This window comes from Klebsiella sp. JN_Kp127 (assembly GCF_040062505.1).
Lineage (GTDB): Bacteria > Pseudomonadota > Gammaproteobacteria > Enterobacterales > Enterobacteriaceae > Klebsiella > Klebsiella quasipneumoniae.
Map to the genome: position 1 here is coordinate 78,542 of NZ_JBEAHS010000038.1, position 22,003 is coordinate 100,544.

The 22,003-nt window shown below is 59.9% G+C and carries 15 protein-coding genes and 2 pseudogenes; 4 read left to right on the top strand and 13 right to left on the bottom strand.

Features of this window, described 5'->3' with window-relative positions:
* Positions 1-2 precede the first annotated feature (2 nt).
* The 3 genes from bcsE to bcsG are packed head-to-tail and all read left to right on the top strand — an operon-like array spanning position 3 to position 3,435.
* Positions 3-1,556 (top strand): cellulose biosynthesis protein BcsE, encoded by a 1,554-nt coding sequence (gene bcsE / locus ABLV04_RS14480; RefSeq protein WP_072413831.1) that lies wholly within the window; start codon positions 3-5, stop codon positions 1,554-1,556.
* Entirely contained in the window at positions 1,556-1,753 is a 198-nt protein-coding gene (gene bcsF, locus ABLV04_RS14485) for a cellulose biosynthesis protein BcsF (protein ID WP_004204976.1), read from the top strand. Before bcsE ends, bcsF begins: the two co-directional genes overlap by 1 nt.
* Positions 1,750-3,435, top strand: coding sequence for a cellulose biosynthesis protein BcsG (bcsG, locus tag ABLV04_RS14490; protein WP_048298548.1), 1,686 nt, complete (start codon positions 1,750-1,752; stop codon positions 3,433-3,435). Before bcsF ends, bcsG begins: the two co-directional genes overlap by 4 nt.
* 106 nt (positions 3,436-3,541) lie before the next feature.
* Here bcsG and ABLV04_RS14495 read toward each other — a convergent pair whose 3' ends face one another.
* From ABLV04_RS14495 to dppA, 13 genes and pseudogenes are all read right to left on the bottom strand, one after another.
* A complete protein-coding gene (locus tag ABLV04_RS14495) occupies positions 3,542-4,543 on the bottom strand; it encodes a glycosyl hydrolase family 8 (RefSeq protein WP_180266416.1) in 1,002 nt (333 codons plus the stop codon).
* An 11-nt stretch (positions 4,544-4,554) separates the two neighbouring features.
* Entirely contained in the window at positions 4,555-5,031 is a 477-nt protein-coding gene (gene bcsD, locus ABLV04_RS14500; RefSeq protein WP_004204979.1) for a cellulose biosynthesis protein BcsD, read from the bottom strand.
* Positions 5,031-9,083 carry a cellulose biosynthesis protein BcsC gene (locus tag ABLV04_RS14505; protein ID WP_072422194.1) on the bottom strand — a complete coding sequence of 1,351 codons (4,053 nt, stop codon included), beginning with the start codon at positions 9,081-9,083 and terminating at the stop codon, positions 5,031-5,033. The genes bcsD and ABLV04_RS14505 overlap by 1 nt, the downstream gene beginning before the upstream one ends.
* Positions 9,080-11,509 (bottom strand): cellulose biosynthesis cyclic di-GMP-binding regulatory protein BcsB, encoded by a 2,430-nt coding sequence (gene bcsB, locus ABLV04_RS14510; protein WP_180266417.1) that lies wholly within the window; start codon positions 11,507-11,509, stop codon positions 9,080-9,082. Before bcsB ends, ABLV04_RS14505 begins: the two co-directional genes overlap by 4 nt.
* Entirely contained in the window at positions 11,506-13,617 is a 2,112-nt protein-coding gene (gene bcsA / locus ABLV04_RS14515; RefSeq protein WP_023291304.1) for a UDP-forming cellulose synthase catalytic subunit, read from the bottom strand. The genes bcsB and bcsA overlap by 4 nt, the downstream gene beginning before the upstream one ends.
* A 19-nt stretch (positions 13,618-13,636) precedes the next feature.
* Positions 13,637-14,429 (bottom strand): annotated as a pseudogene (locus tag ABLV04_RS14520) (cellulose synthase operon protein YhjQ/BcsQ).
* A gap of 1 nt (position 14,430) precedes the next feature.
* Positions 14,431-14,961, bottom strand: coding sequence for a cellulose biosynthesis protein BcsO (locus ABLV04_RS14525; RefSeq protein ID WP_048298551.1), 531 nt, complete (start codon positions 14,959-14,961; stop codon positions 14,431-14,433).
* A 316-nt stretch (positions 14,962-15,277) separates the two neighbouring features.
* Positions 15,278-15,457: pseudogene (locus ABLV04_RS14530) on the bottom strand (hypothetical protein).
* An 18-nt stretch (positions 15,458-15,475) separates the two neighbouring features.
* Positions 15,476-16,489 carry a dipeptide ABC transporter ATP-binding subunit DppF gene (dppF, locus tag ABLV04_RS14535; RefSeq protein WP_023291307.1) on the bottom strand — a complete coding sequence of 338 codons (1,014 nt, stop codon included), beginning with the start codon at positions 16,487-16,489 and terminating at the stop codon, positions 15,476-15,478.
* A complete protein-coding gene (gene dppD, locus ABLV04_RS14540; RefSeq protein WP_023291308.1) occupies positions 16,486-17,469 on the bottom strand; it encodes a dipeptide ABC transporter ATP-binding protein in 984 nt (327 codons plus the stop codon). The genes dppF and dppD overlap by 4 nt, the downstream gene beginning before the upstream one ends.
* A 10-nt stretch (positions 17,470-17,479) precedes the next feature.
* Positions 17,480-18,382 (bottom strand): dipeptide ABC transporter permease DppC, encoded by a 903-nt coding sequence (gene dppC / locus ABLV04_RS14545; protein ID WP_180266418.1) that lies wholly within the window; start codon positions 18,380-18,382, stop codon positions 17,480-17,482.
* 9 nt (positions 18,383-18,391) lie between these two features.
* Entirely contained in the window at positions 18,392-19,411 is a 1,020-nt protein-coding gene (dppB, locus tag ABLV04_RS14550) for a dipeptide ABC transporter permease DppB (RefSeq protein WP_002921786.1), read from the bottom strand.
* A 134-nt stretch (positions 19,412-19,545) separates the two neighbouring features.
* Positions 19,546-21,153 (bottom strand): dipeptide ABC transporter periplasmic-binding protein DppA, encoded by a 1,608-nt coding sequence (dppA, locus tag ABLV04_RS14555; RefSeq protein WP_032454329.1) that lies wholly within the window; start codon positions 21,151-21,153, stop codon positions 19,546-19,548.
* 652 nt (positions 21,154-21,805) lie between these two features.
* On the opposite strand from dppA, the gene ABLV04_RS14560 reads away from it, so the two are divergent.
* On the top strand, positions 21,806-22,003 hold a 198-nt coding region (locus ABLV04_RS14560), incomplete at its 3' end, for a hypothetical protein (protein ID WP_348815828.1).

The following is a 22,003-nucleotide window of genomic DNA, read 5'->3' on the forward strand; positions in this document are numbered from 1 at the left end:
CCGTGGATAGTGTATTTACTTTGGGTATTTCATCATTATGGGATGAAGTGTGCCATATGCCGGTCGGCGGGGTATGGTGGCTCAACGTTGACCGTTATGCCGATGCCGTCAGTCTGGTTAATCAGACGCTGGCCGCGCAGGCGAAAAACAGCAAAGTTGCCGCGCTGGTCATGGGTGATAAACCTGATGATATCATTTCATTAGATTGCATTCATGGCCCGAATAATATCGCGCTGTTTACCCTGCCGAATCGCCCGGAGGCGCTGGAAGAAATACATCGTGATTTAGTCTGCTCCCTCGAGCCTGGCAATTATTTGTTTATTCTGCTATGCGCTGAAAATGCCTGGCAAAATATAAATAATGAAAAGTTATGCGCCTGGGTGGAAAAAACCAGTCGCTGGGCGCAATATCATCGCTGCACGTTCTTAGCGATCAATCCCGCCCAGGATATCGATCGGCAGCTCACCCCGTTATTACGCGCGTACCGATCCCTTTCCGGTCTGGCAAGTATTCGCTACCAGGGCGACCGCCATCTTTTTGATATTGCCTGGTGGGGAAGCGATAAAGGCATCAGCGCCCAGCAGCAGCTGATGGTGCAACACGACGACGCCGGCTGGCGATTAGCGCAGGATGCTGAAACCAGCGTGCAGCCGCGTAGCGACGAAAAAGCGATCCTCAGCCATGTGCGCGTCCTCGAAGGCGCCCCGCCGCTCTCGGAATACTGGACCCTGTTCGATACCAATGACGAGGTCTTCAACGCCGGGCGCACTGCGCAGGCGGCGACGATCCTCTTCTCCATTACCCAGAATACGCAAATTGAACAGCTGGGGCGCTATATTCATACCCTGCGTCGTCAGCGCGGCACCGCGCTGAAAATTATTGTCCGCGAACAAACCCCCAGCCTGCGCGCGACCGATGAGCGGCTGCTGCTCAGCAGCGGCGCCAGCCTGGTGATCCCCAACAGCGCGTCGCTTTCCCGCTGCCTGACGCTGATTGAAAGCGTACAGAACCAAAAGTTCTCCCGGCGTATCCCGGAAGATTTTGCCACCCTGCTCACCTGGAGCCAGCCGTTAAAGCTGCGGGGCTATCAGAAATGGGACGCCTTTTGCGAAGCGGTGCACAACGTGATGACCAATACCCTGCTGCCGGCCGACAGCAAAGGCGTGATGGTGGCCCTGCGCCCGGCGCCGGGGCTGCGCGTCGAGCAGGCGCTGACGTTATGCAAACCCAACCGGATGGGCGACATTATGACCATCGGCAATAACCGGCTGGTGCTGTTCTTGTCATTTTGCCGAATCAATGACCTCGACACCGCGCTAAATCATATTTTCCCGCTGCCGACCGGCGATATTTTTTCTAACCGTATGGTGTGGTTTGAAGACAAACAGATCCTCTCGGAAATCGTGATCATGCGCGGCGTCGAGCCGGCGCGCTGGAACACGCCGCTGCCCCTCTCGGTCGGTAAAAACGAAACCATCAACGCCACCCATGATGGACGCCACTGGCGACGCTATCCCGAACCACACCGGTTAACCACCCGTGAGGAGCAAGCCTGATGATGTCTATCGCCGATATTCTGCAACTGGTGGTGCTCTGCGCCCTGCTGTTTTTTCCGCTGGGCTACCTGACGCGCCACTATCAGCGCCGGATCCGCACGACGTTAAGATTGATGTTCTTTAAACCCCGTTACGTGAAACCGGCAGGGGTATTACGCCGGGGAACAACGGTTAAGCAAGGCAAAGCGAATAAATGACAAATAAAAAAACGACCGCGGCACCGCTTCCGCTCTGGCAGTACTGGCGCGGCCTTGGCGGCTGGAACTTATACTTTCTGGTCAAGTTTGCCCTGCTGTGGGCCGGGTATCTCAATTTCCACCCGATGCTGAACCTGGTGTTTCTCGCCTTTCTGCTGGTGCCGATCCCGCGTGAAAAGCTGCACCGCATCCGCCACTGGATCGCCATTCCGCTCGGCTTCGCGCTGTTCTGGCATGATACCTGGCTGCCCGGGCCGGAGACGCTTCTTAGCCAGGGCTCGCAAATCGCCGGCTTCAGCGCCAGCTATATCTGGGATCTGATTGTCCGCTTTATCAACTGGAGCATGGTCGGCGCCTTCTTTGTTTTACTGGTGCTATGGCTGTTTATCAGCCAGTGGCTGCGCGTTACCGTGTTTGTCTCCGCGATGGTCGTCTGGCAGGCGGTCAGCCCGTTGCTGCCGGCCTTTACCATTTGGCCTGCCGGTCAGCCCACCACCGCCGCCGCCACCGCGCCGGCCAACGTCGGGACCAACGCCGCCGCTGGCGCCGCGTCCAGCCCGGCCAGCCCGGCCAGCAGCGATATTCCGCCGCAGACCGAGCCGCCGACCTCGGCCAATCTCACCAACTGGCTGAACGGTTTCTATGCCGCCGAGCAGAAGCGCAAGACGCCGTTCCCGGACCAGCTGCCGGCGGATGCGCAGCCGTTTGACCTGCTGGTGATCAATATCTGCTCGCTCTCCTGGTCGGATATTGAAGCCGCCGGGCTGATGGACCACCCGCTGTGGAAGCATTTCGATATCGTCTTCAAAAACTTTAACTCCGCAACCTCCTACAGCGGACCGGCGGCGGTGCGCCTGCTGCGCGCCAGCTGCGGCCAGCTGTCGCATACCAACCTGTATCAGCCGTCCGGCGCCGATTGCTACCTGTTTGAAAACCTGGCGAAACTCGGCTTCAACCAGCAGCTGATGCTCGGCCACAACGGCCTGTTCGGCGACTTCCTGAAAGAGCTGCGTTCGCTGGGCGGCATGCAGAGCCCGCTGATGGACCAGAGCGGTCTGCCGGTCAGCCTGCAGGCGTTTGACGGCTCGCCGGTGTACGAGGATCTGGCGGTCCTCAACCGCTGGCTGAAGACCGAAGAGGCCAGCAGCAATCCGCGGAGCGCCACCTTCTATAACACCCTGCCGCTGCATGACGGCAACCACTTCCCGGGACAAAGCAAAACCGCGGACTACAAAGTGCGCGCGCAAAAGCTGTTTGACGACCTGGATAACTTCTTCACCGAGCTGGAAAAATCGGGGCGGAAGGTGATGGTGGTGGTGGTGCCGGAACACGGCGGCGCGCTGAAGGGCGATAAGATGCAGGTGTCTGGCCTGCGGGATATCCCGAGCCCGTCGATCACTAACGTCCCGACGGCGGTGAAATTCTTCGGCATGAAGGCGCCGCATGAAGGCGCGCCGATTATCATCGATCAGCCCAGCAGCTACCTGGCGGTGTCAGAGCTGGTGGTGCGCGCCCTCGACGGCAAAATGTTCAGCGAAGAGAGCGTCAACTGGCAGCAGTATGTCGCCAACCTGCCGCAGAGCGCGGCGGTGTCCGAAAACGCCAACGCCATCGTTATCCAGTATCAGGGCAAGCCGTATGTCCAGCTGAATGGCGGAAGCTGGGTGCCTTATCCGCAATAAGCGACAAGGCCGCCCATGCTGGCGGCCTGACATCGTGAGACGTTCCTTCTTTTCCCTCTCAGCCCGCAGGCATACGGGCTGAGAGGCCTGCAAAGCCATCACCACGCTAGCGCTGATCCTGTTTCGCCAGCCAGACCAGCAGCTTGAGGCTGGCGGAGTAATAATCATCCTTGTCGTCAATCTGCGGCGCTTCCTGCGGTTCGCCAAGCGTTAAATCACGCACCGCCAACAGGCCGCCGGCCATATTCCACGGGGCGACCTCGTTAGTGCTAACGTTGATCCACGCCGGGGTTTGCAGACGCGGGTAACTCTGCATCCAGGCTTTCCACGGCGCGAGCAAGGCGCTATGCGGATCGACCCACGAGATATACAGCGGGATACGGATCGCATCGAAACTCATCCGCGGCGGCCACTCTTTGGCCGGCAGCATCTTGCCATCCGCCCGCAGCGCCACCCAGTCGCTGGGCAGGTGCGATTTCCCCCAGCCCATCTGCCCCAGCAGCGCCTGCCCGTCACTCTGCAATGTCCGCCAGGCGATCAGGTGCGTCCGCTCCGCAAAGGCGCGCCAGGCCGGGAAGATGAAATAGGAGGGGTTAAGGTTCAGGTGGTCGTTGCGGTTGAACCCCTTCACCCCCGGGAGCATCACCTGGCGACCGGCGAAAGTCACCACCGTATATTTCAGCAGGGAGGCGGTGATGGCATCGGAGGCCGTCGCGTAGCGCTTGTCCTGCCACTGCTTTTGCGCGCGCAGCAGCGCCCAGGCGATCAGGGTATCGCCATCGGTGGCGTTGTTTTTATCGGCGATCGGGTCCGGCGCCACCGGGTTATAGCGCCAGTAAAACAGCCCGTTAGACTTGTCGCGCAGGGTGCTGTCCGTCCACTGCCACAGTTTGTCGAACGCCGGGCGATCGTTATTCGCCACCGCCAGGAGCATGGCGAAGCCCTGGCCTTCCGTATGCGACACATTGCCATTGGCGGTATCAATGATACGACCGTCCGGCATCATAAAACGGGCCTTATAGCGCTCCCATGCCGTATCCGCCCACGCCCGGGGCACCAGCATCACTGCCGTTGTCACTATCACCGCCACTAAAGCACGCAGGGGCATAAATTCACTCTTTATGGATGGTAGTAAAGAAACTGAACGTCAGAGACGGAGAACACCCGCTCACGCTGCAATATCACGTGAGCACTGCCTCCCTGACTCTGCAGCCAGCGAGAATATAACCCCTCGAGTATGGCACAGAACGCGTTGCACCAGCGCACGCGCCCCGCGTCGTCGCGGCTGACCGGCAACGCCTGATGGCGCAGGCGCAGGCCGTCCTCGCCGACGTCGATGGTCACCACCCCCCAGTGGAAATGGGTCAGCAGCCGGTTGATATTCGCCTCCAGCTCCCCCACGGTCTCCGACGCCGGCAGCGGATGGGTCTCCGCCAGCGAAGCGCCCATCTGACGCAGGAACGGCTGGCTCTCCAGCTCGCCGGCATTATTGAGCATACCTTCGACCATAATAATCAACAGATCGAACCATCCGGCAGGCGTCTGCTGCTGCTGAAACCAGGTCATCACCACCGGGTTATTGTTCTCCGTCATCATCAATGATCTCCTAACATATAGCGAATATAGAGCCCGGCGGTGCTTTCGTTATAATCCCCGAAGGTGTCATAGCCAATCTGGCCCCCCAGCGTCATCTGTTTGTTGACCTTGTAATCCGCCCCGGCGCGCAGGGTATAGCCGATGCCGCTCTTCGAGGTCGCGGAATAGTAGGCTTCCTTGGCAAACCCGTTGCTTACCGCCGTCTCCAGGGTTTGCTGCCACTCCGAATTGGTCGGGAAATAGGCGCTCTTATCCTGGCTGTAAGACTGGTAGCCCACCGAGCCGCCGAGCTTCATGGTCCAGTTATCATATTTCTCCGTCAGACTGACCGGTAGCGACACGCTGACGTAGTTTTGCGGACTAAAGTAGCCCCCCTGGCCATAGGTGAAGTAGCTGAGGTTTTTGGAGTAATCCATATAGCTCATGCTCAACCCGGCCTGCAGCTGGCGGTATTCGTCATGATAGGGCCGCAGATAGACCCCGGCATTGGCATTGATGCTGGTGTTGCTGGCGACGTTCTGTCCGAGATAGCTGTATCCGCCGCCGCCAACGTAGAAGCCCGCATCGCCGTCGTCATAGCTCAGCTGCAGGGTGCCGCCGTTTTTCGTCACCTGCCCCCAGTTTTTCCCGGAATAGGCATCCTTCAGACCGACATAAGAAAGCAGGCTGTCGGTCAGCGAGCGGCGTTCGCCGGTGAGGATCAGCGACAGATAGTTGGTCAGCTTGGGCGACCATTTCACCCCGCCGACAACGGTATTAAGATCCTGGCCCAGCGGCGTGCTGCCGATATCGACCCGGTAATCGTCGCCGCTTAACGCCAGCGCCAGTTCGACGCCGTTGGCCTTCTGCGAATCGGTCGAGCCGCTGGTCTGGTCAACGTTCGGCTTGCGGCTGGACGAGGAGAGATAGCTGGCCACCTGCCCCGAATCATAGCTCCCGAGCTTGGCCAGGTTTTCCATCCCGCTGCTGGTGGTCGGATTGAAATCCGCCGCGTTCAGGGTGCCGAGGCCGCTTAACGCCTCCGCGCCCGGATTGCTGGCAAAATAGGCCGTCCGCTCCGCCTCGGTCATCGCGGCGATCGCCGCCTGTTCGCTGGTGGCGGTACTCACCATATTGGAGACCGCATTGGCCAGCGGGTTGGCGCCGTAGCGACGCCAGGCGTCGCCGCTGGCGGTCCCGGCGTTTAACGACACCGGGGTGACGGTAAAGTCAAAGCGCGAGTCGCCAAACGGCGAGGAGGACCAGGTCAGCGGCGTTCTGAGCTCCGTCAGCTTGCTGGTGCCCGATTCGCCGTCGCGTCCGCGCACGTCCATTCCCCCCTGCAGCCAGCTGCCGGTTTTCTCCTGCAGCGACTCCATCATGGTGTCCACCTGACGCAGCATCCGCGTCTGGGCGGTGTCCACCGGCAGGTCGGTGCGCTGGATCCCCGGCAGCGAGGAGCCGGGTGCGGCAGCCGACTGGGCTACCTGCCACGGCATATACTGGCCGTAGGCGGAGGCCGTCCGCGTCGGCGCCGACGTTTGCGACACGCCGATAAAGGGGTTATCCGCCGCCAGCACCCCGCCGACGGTCGGCGTTTCGCTGCTGTTGGTGCTTTGCATGCCCAGCAGTTTGCCGCGGGCGCTGCGCAGGTAGGTCATCGCCTGCTGATGATGACCCTGGGCCTCCGCCACTCTCGCCAGCAGCAGCAGGCGATCCGGGGAGTTATCCTGACGCAAGCCGCCGGCCAGCTGTTCAGCGCGATCGTTGTTCCCCGCCGACAGCGCCACGTCGATGGCCCCGGCGCGCGCATCCTGGTTCGGCGTATCGCGCGTCATCAGGTAGTCATAGACCACCCCGGCCTCTTTGTTCATTTTGCCGCTCTGGTACAGCCGCGCCATGGCGAACATCAGATCGGTGTTTTGCGGATCGCTTTGCATGGCGCGGATCAGCTTGTCATACGCCGCGGCGTAATTGCCCTGCTCGCGCAGGCGATCGGCCTCGTTGATCACATAGCCATTGCGAATACTCGCCAGCTGCGTCGGCGTACTGCTGGCCTGCAGCTGCGGATTGCTGATCAGGTTCTGCGCCTCGCCGGTCAGCCCGGCCTGGTTCAGGACGGCGATCTGATCGGCGTAATCGCCGGCGTTGCCGGACACCCCGCCGCTGATATTGTTGCGCACCAGCGATACCGCGGTGGTCAGGTCGCCGCTCTCGGCCAGCAGCCGCGCCAGCTTGCCGGCATCCGCCGGGGCTTTCGGCGGCGTAGAGGCCATCGCCCGCAGGGTATTGCTGGCGGCGATGGTATTGCCCTGCGCCAGGTAGTTTTCGGCCGTCACCAGCTGCAGGTTGTAGTTCACCCGCTGACGTAAATCGCGCATGTCGCTGGTCTGGCTGCCGCCGGGAATGCGCGACAGCAGCGTCTGCGCCTGCTGCCAGGCGCCGTTTTCGCTGGCGAACAGCGCGGCGGCATACAGCGCGCTGTTGCTGGCGCCGGGGCGATAGGCCGCCGACATCAGCGAAGAGGCCTCGCTGGCGTTACCCGATTTTTGCAGCAGTCGGGCCAGATCGAGACGCAGCCAGGGATCGTCCGGATAGCGGGCGACGCCCTGGCGCAGGGTGGCAATGGCGCCGGCTGGGTTACCGCTGCTGACCTGCGCCTGGGCCTGGCGGCGCAGGGCGTCGCCCGGGACGCCGGCCACCACTCGCGGCTGCAGTTTTTGCTGCAGACTCTGCGGCAGCGTCTGCAGCATCGCCTGCGCCTCGGCGGATTTATTCTGCTCGCGCAGCACGTAGTAGAGGTTTTCCCGCGCCGCCGCATTCTGCGGATCGTCGTTTAACAGTGAGCGCAGCGTTTGCTCGGCCTGGGGTAAATCTTTGTTATGCCGCAGCACATCGGCGCGAAACAGCTTCGCCGAGGCGCCCCGCGCCCCGCTCTGCTGCGCCAGCGGCGCGGAGAGCGCCAGCGCCTGGCTGATATTGCCCTGCTTATAGGCCTGCTGGGCCTGCGCCAGCTGGCCGTAGAACAGGGCATCGGCCGCCTGCTGACGGCGGGTCGCCGAGGCGTCGCCGCCGAGATCGGCCGCCCGGCTCAGATATTGTGACGCGGCCTGGTAGTCGCCGCTGCGCTGGGCGATATAGCCCATGCCCGCCAGCGCATCGGCATCCTGCGGGTTGGTCTGCAATACCTCTTCAAACTGCTGTTTCGCGGCAGCGGTATTGCCGCTGTTGAGATTGGCGTAGCCCTGACCGCGCGCCTGACCGCTGCGCCGTTCACGAAAGTAGTTCTGAACTTCGCTATCCTGCGGATGCCGCTGCATCCAGGTATCGTAATACTGCTCATCCCCGGCCTGCGGGCCCAGCCAGAGCAAGGCCTGACGCAAGCCGCTGTCCGCCTCTTTATTGCCGCTGGCCATCGGCTCGAGCAGGGCGATCCCTTCCCGACGGGTCTCTTCCCGCCAGGTTAACGCTTTGCCCAGCGCCACCCGCGGGGCGTTCTCCTGCGGATGCTGCGCCACGTACTGCCGCAGTTCGCTGATGGCCTGCGGATAAAGCGATTTGTCGCTGGCCATGGTCAGGTAATATTCCGCCGCCAGCCCGGCAGGCGGCGTATTGCCATTGAACATGCTGCGCCAGGTCGCCAGCGCCCCGGGGATATTGCCGCCGCGCGCCTGCTGGCGGGCCAGGCTGAGCTGGCCCTGCGGCACCTGCGACATCTTTTTGGCGTTGTCCAGATCCTGCAGGCCCGGGCTATCCGGCGCCGCTTTCGCCAGCCGCGCGCGCCACTGCGCCGCCGCCTGCATATCGCCGCCCTGCTGCGACCAGAGCGCCATCAGATACAGCGCCTGGGTGTTGTTGGCATCCACCGAGAGCACCTTCTGCAGGGACTCCATCGCCAGCTCGTCGTGGGATTTCTCATGCCAATAGTTGGCCTGGGCGAACAGCGCCTGCAGCGCCGCGTCGTTACCCGCCGCCAGCGCGCCGCCAGAGGCGCCGAGAGCCAGGGCGCCGGTGAGGCAGAATGTGGTGAGCCGCCGGGAGCTTTTCATCGTTATCGTTATCTTTCTTTTCATTGGTTATCCCCCGAACCCAGACGCTTACGGGCGTGACGTTTAAACATCGCGGTCAGCGCCAGTCCCATTATCGAGGTGGCAATCAGCCCCAGCAGGGCGAGGAAACCGGAGTGCTGGCTGGCATACCAGACCGCCATCATGTACCACGGCATCTGACCGCTGGGGAACGGCGTACTCACCTGGAAACTGCGCACCCCGTTATCGCTGGTGATCACCGCGGTATCGCCACGGATCCCGGCGTTGATGCGCGGCGAGTCCAGATCGTTTTTCAGTCGCGCCAGCTGATCATCATTGCTGGCCATCGCCACCACCACCAGCCGGGCGGGGTTCCACGGCGAACGATAGCTGATAAACCCGCGCCAGGCGCTGCTGGACGAGAAGTAGCGATCGGCGTCGAGGCTGGCGGAGGTCCAGTCGCCGGTGAGCCGGCGCTGCGCTTTTTGCCACAGATCGGGCTCGCGGACGCTCAGCACATTATCCACCGGGCGGTAGGGTGAATCGGCCAGCAGGCTCTGGTTGAAGGCCTGCTGATCGAGAGCGGTGACCGCCAGCACGTCACGTTCGCGCAGCGACTGCAAATCCCCGCCGCCGGTGGGCATCCCGAGAACGACGCGGTTATTCGCCAGCGCGGTGCCGGTCGCGTTCCCGGAGCGCGCGGCCAGATTCAGCAGGGTCGCCACCTGGGTCTCAGACGGTTCCGCCGGCAGCAGGAGCGTCGTTTGCGAATAGTCCGCCAGCCGCGAGAAGGGGAACGAGGCGCCGACGAAATAGGAGAGGTTTGGCAGCAGCGAGAAGTGTCGCGTCTTGCTCAAATCAATCCAGGAGTCGTCAGTGATGCGGCTCTTGATATTGTTATTCAGCAGCACCTGGCACGGAACATCGTCCTTCGGCACCACATTGAAGTACATCGACAGCTGGTTATCGCCGTAGATCAGGTAGGGGGCCAGCGGGATGGTAAAGCGCTCCTGGCGCGCATCCCCGCCGAGGTGGCGCCAGACTTTCTCCAGCGGCCCCTGCTTGTTCATCGGCAGGTTGTTGAGGAAGGTGCCATTGAGCGTGACGCTCAGCAGGGACTTATCCTCATTGATCCAGTTTTCCGACGGGAAGCGGTAGCCAACCTGCAGCGGGATCGTCTCGCCATCCCACAGATAGAGGTCCGGGGCGGCGCGGAAGGCGATACGTAAAGGTTCATGCCAGACGCCGCTGACGGTCGGGCTTTGATCCTTACGCAGCAGTTCGCTGAGCCTGACCGGACGATCGGTGGGGATCCAGCGCGGGGCATCATACGCTTTGCCAACCGGGATGGTCTGCGGCTCGACATCCAGCGTCGCGGTTTGCGGCGCAAAGTTACCGCGGGTTAACCGCCAGGCAGCCATGCGCAGCGCGGTATCGTTTTTGCCGACGATCAACAGCAGCTTATAGGCCGGATTGGCGGGATTGGCGATGATGCGCAGCAGCGGCTTATCGGTTTCCGGCAGCGTCATACCGCCCACCTGCTCGCCCGGATGGCCAATCACGATGCCATGGCGTTCCGGCAGGCGGTCGCGCAGCGCGCTGAAGGCGATGCCGCGATAGTCCGCCTGGATACCCAGCCAGGAGGAGACCAGCGCCGCGGCGCTGAAGACGTCGGCCGACGGCTTCGCTCCATAGGAAACGGCGATGTCCGCCGGCGTCATCTGCATGCTGTCGAAGAAGGGACGCGGGAAGTGGCTCAGGTCGTCGCTGATGTTCAATTGCTGGCTTTCCCAGCTGAAATGCGACGTGGGCAGCACCGTGACCCGCGACGAATCATGAATGTCACGCTGGCACTGCAGGGTATCGCCATCGTTGATCTTCACGCTCAGATTATTGCTGGAGACCATCAGCGCGGGCGGGATATCCAGCTGATAATGGGAGACATCCTCGCCATCGGCGCCCAGCGGCAGGGTGCCGAGCGGTTGACCATTGAGCATCAGCTGCAGGGTGGCGTTGCGGCTCGCCATTTCCGGCGATACGCGAACGGCAAGGCTGAGCTGCGAATGGATCACCACCTGATCGGAAGGCAGGGTAAAGCTGACGCCCCCCTGCCGCTGACCGCCGCTGAGGATAATGCCGTCCGGCATCCCCATCTGCGCCAGATTCAGGTCGCCTCCCCAGACCGGGGCGACAGGAATGACCTCCGGCGCGGCCGTAGCGCTCACCGGCGGGGGTAAGTCCGGCATCTCCGGCGCAGGGGCCGTCGCCGCCGCATCGCCGTCGGTGGCGGGGGCTGCCGGAGAGGCGCCCTCCTCCGGCGAGGCAGCCGGAGGTTCGTCGCCTGGCTCGCTGTCCGCCGCGCCGTTGAGCTGCGGGAAGCTCAGCGGGGCGGCGGCGCCCGGTTCTTCACTGTGCAGCGCAGGCGCAGAGAGCATCCCTGCCAGCAGCGCCAGCGTCGTTAATCGCTTCATAACGTGCCATCCTCCTGCGCCGTTTTCGCCACTGTTGCCCGATTGCGCTGGCTGCGACGGGTTTTCCACGTCAGCCAGAACAGTTCGAACACGCAGCGTAAAATGGTGAAGAAGGAGCGGAACGGGTTATCCTGCGGGCGCGGCGGATTAATCCAGGCATCCGCGCGGGCCAGCACCACGCGCACCAGTTCACGGCGGCGCGAAAGCGGAATATCTTCATCAAACTTGAGGCGCAGGAAGCGCTCGTCAGAGGTGACCAGCTGCGCCGGGATCGAAATAGCCCCGGACTGCAGGATCAGCTCAATCTCTTCGATATCATCCTCCAGATGGCGCGTATCCGGCGCCACCACGCGGCAACCGCCCATCGACAGATCCTCGGTATGGCTGCGGGAAACGATGCCGCTGGCGTAATGGATCACCACCGGAATATCGACATCGATACGAATGGTTTTCCGCACCTGCCGCGTTTCGCGCGCTACGGCAATCGCCGCCAGCAGGAAGATCAGACTGTAGATCCCCCATCCGACGTTGAGGGCGATAACGTTGGGGTCCGAGCCAAAGTAGTCATGGCCAATCGCCCGGACGATGCCGACGATCACCCCCAGCGCCAGCAGGCAGGCCACCACCAGATGCGGGCGCACCACGGTGAAATCGAAGTAGCCGACGTCCAGCAGGCCGCCCTTATCGGTGACGTTGAATTTGCCGCGCTTGGGGAAAATCATCGTCACCAGGGTCGGCAGCACCAGGTGGAAAGCCAGCACAATGTCGTAGATTTCCCCCCAGAAGCTGTAGCGATAGCGGCCGTTCATTCGCGAACCGACGTAGATGGCGAGAAAGAGGTGCGGCAGCGCATAAGAGACGATTAGGCTCGCTGATGAGTAAATAATATTGAGGTTAAACAGCAGGTAAGCCAGCGGGGCGGTGACAAACACCACCCTCGGAAGCGCGAACTGGTAGTAGAGCATGGCGCTGAGATAGCACAAGCGCTGCTGGAAGGTCAGCCCGCGGCCAAACAGCGGGTTATCAACGCGAAAAATCTGCGTCATCCCGCGCGCCCAGCGGGTACGCTGGATAACGTGCACCACCAGGCGCTCGGTGGCGAGGCCAGCCGCCAGCGGAATATCGAGAAAGGCCGATTTCCACCCAAGGCGCTGGAACTTGAGCGCCGTATGGGCGTCCTCGGTGACCGTTTCGACGGCGAAACCGCCGATCTGCGCCAGCGCCTCGCGGCGGATCACCGCGCAGGAGCCGCAGAAAAAGGTGGCGTTCCAGTTATCGTTGCCCTGCTGAATCGGGCCATAGAACAGCATCCCTTCGTTCGGGATATTGCGCCCGACGGAGAGGTTGCGCTCGAACGGATCCGGGGAATAGAAGTAGTGCGGCGTCTGCACCAGCGCCAGCATCGGATCTTTCAGAAAGCCGCCGACGGTGGCCTGCAGAAACACGCGCGTGGCGACGTGGTCGCAGTCGAAGACGCAGATAAGCTCTCCCTGGGTCAGGGTCAGCGCGTGGTTGAGGTTCCCCGCTTTGGCGTGCTTGTTGTCGTTGCGGGTAATATAGCCCACTCCGACGTCGGCGGCGAACACGGCAAACTCGCTGCGCTTACCGTCATCCAGAAGATAGATTTTCATTTTATCTTTTGGATAATCAATACATTGTGCCGCGAGGACGGTGTCACGCACCACCTCCAGCGGTTCGTTATAGCTCGGAATATAGATATCGACCGTCGGCCACTTGCTCATATCATCCGGCAGCGGAACAATGCCGCGCTTCAGCGGCCAGACCGTCTGCAGATAGTTAAGCAGCAGCATCACCCAGATATAGACTTCCGCCAGAAAGAGCCCCATCCCGAGAATGGTTTCAATGGCTGAGTTGAAGTGCAGGGTCTGCGTGAGGCGAAAATACATGTAACGGGTGGACATCAGCAGCGAAGTGACGACCATGATCACCGAGATGCTGCGCCGTTTGCTGAAACCCATCAGAAACAGAATACCAATGCTCAGCAGACCAAAGATGTACTGCTTCTGGCTGTCCATCGGCGTGATCACTACCAGCACGGCGACCGGAGAGAGCACCAGCGCCAGCAACCAAAAAAGAGATTTTTTCATTCAGCAGCCCTGCAATAAGTTAAAGCCCTGACATGCGTGGCTGGCTGTGCACCGTGCCATCGCCAATATGGATACCCAACAGCGAAGATATTTTTTTAGCAATAATTTCAATATCGAAGGCCGCTGCCGAGGAGGCGTTAAAGTCCAGAATCGACTTCTGCGACGCATTGGCCTCCACCACGCTTTCATCACGATGGACAATGCCAAGCAGTCGTTCGCCCAGTTTTTCTTCCATCAGGCTGGTGACGTCCCGGCTGACCTGGCGACGGCTATCGCTTTGGTTAATAACGAAATAGTGCCCATGCTTGTGATTCAGCGCCGCGCCGGTCAGGCGCTGTTTTTCCACGTGCGCCAGGGTCGACATCGAGGCGGTATCCGCCAGCAGCGGGATCAGATGCAGGTCCGCCAGACCCGTCAGCGCCTTTAGCGCCGGCGAAGGCCCTGGCGGCATATCGGCGATGGTGATCAGCCCGGGATAATTCAGCAGCGCGGAGAGACCGCGCTGGAGAAAATGGTCGTTGTGAGTCAGTTGCTCATCAAACGCCTGACGCTGCGCTTCGCTCACTTCGCCATACGGCAGGACGAAAATATTGCTGCCGGCGCTCAGCACGCACTGGCTCCAGTCGTGCATTTCCAGCGCCTTCGCCACGTAGCCGCGCTCATCGTTCAGCGGCACGCCAAAATGCAAACGCAGGGCGTTCTGGACGTCAAAATCCAGCGCCAGAACTTTGCTGCCGGTCCGCGCCAGCGCATAGGCTAAATTGGCCGCCAGGGTCGTTTTCCCTACGCCACCTTTCGGTGAACAGACGCAAATCAACGGCATGTTGCGATCCTTTCCAGAAGTGATTTCAAAGGCTGGTCTTTATTTTTCGTCACCGGCTCTGCGCTTTTCGCCGCGAACAGATGGGCATAGTTTTCGGCGGCAGGCGCGGGTCGGGGGGCCATTCTCGGCGGCGGAGCCATTGCCGGTTCAGGCGCCGGGATGGGAGGCGCAGGGGCCACCGCAGGCTCCTGCCTGACCGGCTCCGGCGCGGCTGCGGCGGTCTCCACGACCGGCTGCGGGGCCGCTGGCGCGGCAGACGCAACAGGATCAGAGGCTGGCGCCGCTGCGACGGCCGCCTCTACCTGGCGGAACAGATCCGCAGGCACCGACTGCGGCAACGGCGCGGAGACCGAGCCTCCCAGCGCCAGGGAAGAGGGTTTCTCTGCGCCGGGATTCAGCTGATTGAGGATCGCCCAGTCTCCATGCTCCCGCGTGGCGGCTTGCGATGAAAGATCCTGAAATTTGAGGTTTTGCGTCCGCGTTTTTTCCTGAAAGCGCTGCAGATCATCATAATGGTTCATTGATAACCTCATGATTTTAAAAATTTCATATTAAGTTTGTTGTTATTTTCTGGGTATATTTAAAATATCGTGACGTCTCTGGTATGGCAGAAAAAGCGCCGGTGGAGACGTACCAATACACACGATTGACAGGGTTATAATAGTTTAGATTTTGATTTTCGGTGTGATTCCACGGCAGAAGTATCGCTACACTAACATTTCCCTTTGAGAAGAATAGCCCCATTTTTTAGGTATGCGTACATCCTCAAGCCCCGCAACCACCGCGCTTCCCATTCGTTTTTATATAAAGGTATTTCGCGATGATAGAATCATAGCGTCAGATAAGCGAAAGAATAAACCTGAACCATTTTAATTTCTCTTTAATTCTATAAAAATGGACTGAAAGTCTTATTTTTTCGGATAATCGACGAAGAATGCTCCGAGAGCGTGGCATTCACTGCGATAAAAGGCGATATCGTCGGATTTCATCTCCGGCGGGAGAGAAGCTCCCGGTCATCGGACCGGGAGCGTGCCATCAGGCGTGGGGCTTTTGCGGATTCTCATCCTGGTCGACGGCAAAGCAGGCCACCAGCTGGCCGCCGTAATCCTTCAGCTGCGGCTGAAGCTGGGTGCAAGGGCCGAAGCGCCGGCGGCAGCGCGCGTTGAAGGCGCAGCCCGGCGGCGGATTCAGCGGGCTCGGCAGCTCGCCGGTCAGCTTAATCCGCTCGCGACGGTCGTCCGGGTTCAGACGCGGCGTCGCCGACAACAGCGCCTGGGTGTATGGATGACGCGGATTGTTAAAGATCTGCTCCTTGGTGCCCTTCTCCACGCAGCGGCCGAGATACATCACCATCACTTCATCAGCGATATGCTCGACGACCGACAGGTCGTGGGAGATAAACACGTAGGACAGTCCTAAATCCTGCTGCAGATCCATCATCAGGTTCAGCACCTGAGCGCGTACCGAAACGTCCAGCGCGGAGACCGGCTCATCGGCAATCACCACGTCCGGATCGAGCATCAGCCCGCGGGCAATGGCGATACGCTGGCGCTGACCGCCGGAGAACATATGCGGATAGCGATCGTAATGCTCTGTTTTCAGGCCCACTTTCGCCATCATCGCCAGCGCTTTTTCGCGGCGCTGCTCTTTGCTCAGGCTGCTGTTAATCAGCAGCGGCTCTTCCAGAATCTGCCCCACTTTTTTACGCGGGTTCAGAGAACCGTAGGGGTTCTGGAACACAATCTGGATTTTTTGCCGCCGCAGCTTCTGCGCCTGCGGGTCGTGCTTAAGCAGATCCTGCCCCTGATAATAGAGCTCGCCGCCGGTGGGAATTTCAATCATCGTCAGCAGACGACCGAGGGTCGATTTACCGCAGCCCGACTCCCCCACCACCGCCAGCGTTTTACCGCGCTCAAGGGTAAAGGAGACGCCGTCCAGCGCCTTCACCAGCCGTTCCGGGGCGAATAACCCCTTCTTCACCGGGTAGTGTTTTTTCAGATCAATGGCCTGCAACAGCGGTTGTGGCGTGGCGGCCTTTTGCGTACTCATAATCCAGGCCTCCCGGCATCATCGAGTGGGTAGTGACATTTAGACTGGCGGCCGCCAGTGAGATCCGCGAGCGCCGGCTCTTCACTACGACATTTATCCGTAGCATAGGGGCAGCGCGGGTTCAGCAGGCAGCCGTTGGGACGGTCATATTTCCCCGGCACCACGCCCGGCAGCGACGCCAGACGCGCTTTATCCTGGGCGAACTCCGGCAGCGCGCGCAGCAGCGCCTGGGTGTATGGATGGCGCGGCGCGCGGAAAATATCCTTCGCATCGCCAGTCTCCACCACCTGACCGGCATACATAACGATAATTTTATGCGCGGCCTCGGCCACCAGCGCCAGGTCGTGGGTGATCAGCACCAGCGCCATATTCTCCTGCTGCTGCAGATCCAGCAGCAGCTCGATGATCTGCGCCTGAATGGTCACGTCCAGCGCGGTGGTCGGTTCATCGGCAATCAGCAGTTTTGGCCGACAGGCGATGGCCATCGCGATCATCACGCGCTGGCTCATCCCGCCGGAAAGCTGATGCGGATAGACGTCCAGCCGCGACGCCGGATCGGGAATGCCCACCAGGTTCAGCAGGTCGATGGCCCGCTGGCGGCGGGTTTGCTTATTGCCGCCCTGATGGACTTTAATCGCTTCCATAATCTGGTAGCCGACGGTATAGCACGGATTGAGGCTGGTCATCGGATCCTGGAAGATCATCGCCACCTCCGCCCCCACCAGCTGGCGCCGCTCTTTTTCAGAGATGCGCTGCAGATCGCGGCCGTTAAACTCCAGTTTGTCCGCCATCACCCGGCCGGGGTAATCAATCAGGCCCATAATCGCCAGCGAGCTGACGGATTTACCGGATCCAGACTCCCCGACGATGCCGACCACTTCGCCCTGCTTCACGCTATAGCTGATGCGGTCCACGGCGCGGAACGGCGCGTTTTCATCGCCGAAATGCACCGATAATTTATCTACATTCAATAACGCCATCTCGAACCTCTTACTGCTTCAGTTTGGGATCGAGCGCGTCACGCAGACCGTCACCCATCAGGTTAAATGCCAGCACCGTCAGCAGGATAGCGACACCGGGAAAGGTGACGACCCACCAGGCGCTCTGCGCGAACTGCAATACGTCGGAGAGCATCGTGCCCCACTCCGGTGTCGGCGGCTGCGCACCCATGCCAAGGAAGCCAAGAGCGGCCATATCGAGAATGGCGTTAGAGAAGCCCAGAGACGCCTGAACAATCAGCGGCGCAAGGCAGTTAGGAAGAATGTTGATGAACATCTGACGCATCGCGCCGGCCCCCGCCACGCGGGAGGCGGTGACGTAATCGCGGTTCACCTCTACCAGCACCGCCGCGCGCGTCAGACGCACATAGTGCGGGAGCGCCACGAAGGTGAGCGCCAGCGAGGCGTTGACGATGGAGGGCCCGAAGATAGCCACCAGCACCAGCGCCAGCAGCAGACTCGGCAGCGCCAGCATAATATCGACGACGCGCATGATGATCGAGTCCACCACCCCGCCGAAATAGCCCGCCACCAGGCCGAGCACCACGCCGAGGATCAGCGACAGGACCACCACCAGGCAGCCCACCAGCAGCGACAGGCGCGCGCCATACATCAGGCGAGACAGAATATCGCGGCCCACGTCGTCAGTGCCGAGCAGATGCGCCAGGCTGCCGCCCTCCTGCCAGAACGGGGGCGCCAGCAGCGAATCACGGAACTGATCCGCCGGGTTATACGGGGCGAGGAAGTTGGCGAACACGGCGATAATGATCATCACCGCCACGTACACCAGACCAACCACCGCCCCTTTATTGCGCTTGAAATAGTGCCAGAACTCCTGCAGCGGGGTCATGGGCACCGGCGCAGCGATAACTTTATTTTCAGTAACTTGTGACATGATGGCCCCTTACTTCTTATGCCGGATACGCGGGTTCACCACGCCGTACAGCAGGTCGACCAGCAGGTTGACGAGGATAATCATCGTCGCCACCAGCAGCACCCCGCCCTGCACCACCGGATAATCGCGACGCTGCAGCGCGTCGATCAGCCAGCGGCCTAAACCAGGCCATGAGAAAATGGTTTCCGTCAGGATGGCGCCCGCCAGCAGCGTGCCCACCTGCAGGCCAATCACCGTGACCACCGGCAGCATCGCGTTACGCAGCGCGTGGATCACAATCACCCGCATCCGGGTCAGGCCTTTGGCGCGCGCGGTACGGATGTAGTCTTCGCCGAGCACTTCCAGCATCGACGACCGGGTCATACGCACGATCACCGCCAGCGGAATGGTGCCCAGCACGATGGCGGGCAGGATCATATGCATTAAGGCGTCAATAAAGTCGCCCTGCTCGCCCCAGATGGCGGTGTCGATCAGCATAAAGCCGGTCAGCGGCAGGGTATCGTCAAGGAACACCGTATCGCTGATGCGCCCGGAGACCGGCGTCAGGTTCAGCTGTACCGAAACCAGCATAATCAACATCATGCCCCACCAGAAGATAGGCATCGAGTAGCCGGTCAGCGCCAGGCCCACCGCGGTGTGGTCAAAGATGGAGCCGCGTTTTACCGCAGCCAGCACGCCCACCGGAATGCCGACGGCGACGGCGAAGATCATCGCGCAGACGCCCAGCTCAAGGGTGGCTTTAAAGCGCGGGACAAACTCCTGCCACACGGGAATGCGGCTTTTCAGCGAGATGCCTAAATCGCCGTGCAGCACGCCCCAGATATAGTGGGCATATTGCTGCCACAGCGGCTTATCAAGGCCCATTTCGGCCAGCAGCTGCGCGTGACGTTCGGGGGAAATACCACGTTCGCCCGCCATAATCATCACCGGATCGCCGGGGATCATATGGACGAAGGCAAAGGTGAGAAGGGTGATACCGATAAATGTCGGGATGACAAGTCCCAGACGTCGGAGAATAAACTGCAACATAACCCGGATTCTCTCTAGTGACGCCCCGCCTGGCGACAGGGCGTCTGTATTGCTCACAAAAGCATTCCCCGGAATAGCGGGAATACGCCCCCCACCTCTCCCACGCGGGGAGAGGGGGTCAGGCATCGTGCTTATTATTCGACAGAGACGTTATCGAAGTGGTGTTTACCCAGCGGATCCACCACATAGCCTTTGACTTCTTTACGCACTGGCTCGTAAACGGTGGAGTGAGCGATGATCAGCGCCGGAGCCTGGTCATGCATCACTACCTGAGCCTGTTTGTACAGTTCAATACGCTTGTTGTGGTCGTCGGTGGCGCGAGCCGGCTGAATCAGATCTTCAAACGGCTTATAGCACCAGCGCGAGTAGTTGGAGCCGTCTTTCGCCGCGGCGCAGCTGAACAGGGTCGCGAAGAAGTTATCCGGATCCCCGTTGTCGCCGGTCCAGCCCATCATGACGGTCTGGTGCTCGCCCGCTTTCGCGCGTTTCAGATACTCGCCCCACTCGTAGGTGACGATCTTGGCCTGGACGCCAATCTTGGCCCAGTCGGCCTGGATCATCTCCGCCATACGGCGGGCGTTCGGGTTATACGGACGCTGTACCGGCATCGCCCACAGGTCGATAGTGAAGCCTTTTTCCAGGCCCGCTTCTTTCAGCAGCTGCTTCGCCTTCTCCGGATCGTAGGTGTAGTCTTTGACGTCGTCGTTATAGCCCCACATGGTCGGCGGGATCAGGTTCTTCGCCGCCTGGCCTGCGCCCTGGTAAACCGCTTTGATGATCGCTTCTTTGTTAACCGCGTAGGTGAGCGCCTGACGAACTTTCACATCGTCCAGCGGTTTCTTCTCGGTGTTGAAGGAGAGATAACCGACGTTCAGACCCGGCTGTTCCAGCAGGGTAATGTTTTTATCTTCCTTCATGCGCGCGATGTCCGCCGGGTTAGGATACGGCATCACCTGGCACTCATTTTTCTGCAGCTTGGCGTAGCGCACGGAGGCATCCGGGGTGATGGAGAAGACCAGACGATCGATCTTCGGCTTGGTGCCCCAGTAGCCCGGGAAGGCTTTATACAGAATGCGGGAATCTTTCTGGTACTGCAGCAGCTGGAATGGACCGGTACCGATAGGATTGAGGTCTACTTTTTCCGGCGTGCCGGCTTTCAGCATGTTGTCGGCATACTCTTTAGAGAGAATGGAAGCGAAGTCCATGGCCAGGTCAGCGAGGAACGGCGCTTCCGGGCGGGTCAGGACGAACTGGACGGTTTTATCGTCCACTTTCTTCACTTCGCTAATCAGGTCTGGTAACCCCATCCCTTCAAAGTATTCATAGCTGCCGCCAGAAACTTTATGGTACGGGTTATTGGTATTCTTCTGACGATCGAAGGAGAACACCACGTCATCGGCGTTCAGGTCACGGGTTGGCTTAAAGTCTTTATTATCCTGCCACTTCACGCCCTGACGCAGGTGGAAAGTATAGGTTTTACCGTCCGCACTAACTTCCCATTTCTCAGCCAGTCCCGGAATAACTTCCGTCGTACCGGTTTTGAATTCGACCAGGCGGTTGTAGATGGGTACGGAACTGGCGTCATAGGTGGTGCCAGAGGTGAAGAGCTGTGGGTTAAAGCCTTCCGGCGAGCCTTCTGAACAATAAACCAGGGTTTTCGCTTGCACGCTGGCGGCGACGGTCATGGCGACCAGGCTCAGACCAAGCTTCAGCATCCCTGATTTCTTCAAGGAAATACTCATTATTCTGCTCCAAAACTGTGATGTTGTTTGCATATATCCGCCAGACCTTTATTTATTTTTATTCGTCATATTTCGAACCACGGATGCGTTGGCTGCGCTCGATTATCCCAGTCACATCGTTATCTATGTTCCTGGGGATTCGCAAACTTGCCGCCTTCCCGCAGCGCGAACTATTTAGAATATACCCGGTCCGGTCGGTGGTGCCCGAAGGCGTAGAGAGAGATGGGGATTCCTTTCGCAAAAACGACTGAGTTGCAGTACGGATTCTCCATGAAATGCCCCTCATGCCCTACAATCTGTCAACAGAATGGGGAAACGTCAATACAGCCAGCCGGGTTTTACATCCAGCGTGAGAAACGGCAGGCAAAGATTAAAAAAACTTCAAGACGCTATTTTCAGCAGAGAAATTTATGCTACAGGCGAATATGCAGAATAAAGACCTTATTAAGGTGCGACACCCAGTGGGAAACAATGCCAGCAAATGAGAAAAATTTCTTACTATGTGACCAATATGTGAGCGATTAATAGCGTGAACGTTAAAACGCACAGCGGAAAATGCTGCATTTAGCCATAAGCTTCGCGAAAAAAGATCTGTTCATCGATAAAAAAATGCAATGGAAGATGTCACAAAATAGCGAACAGCTGGCTGGAAATGGGGATAAAGACGTTTTTTGTGATTTTGATGGGGTTTTTGGCCAGTAGCGCGCTGATGATGCCCGGCGGCGCTGCGCTTGCGCGGGCCTACGGAACACAAGTCGAACCTCCTGCCCCCGGAGGTTCTCATCCTCCCTGGCCACAGATGCAAAAAAGCCTGCTCGTTGAGCAGGCTTTTCGAATTTGGTCGGTGATA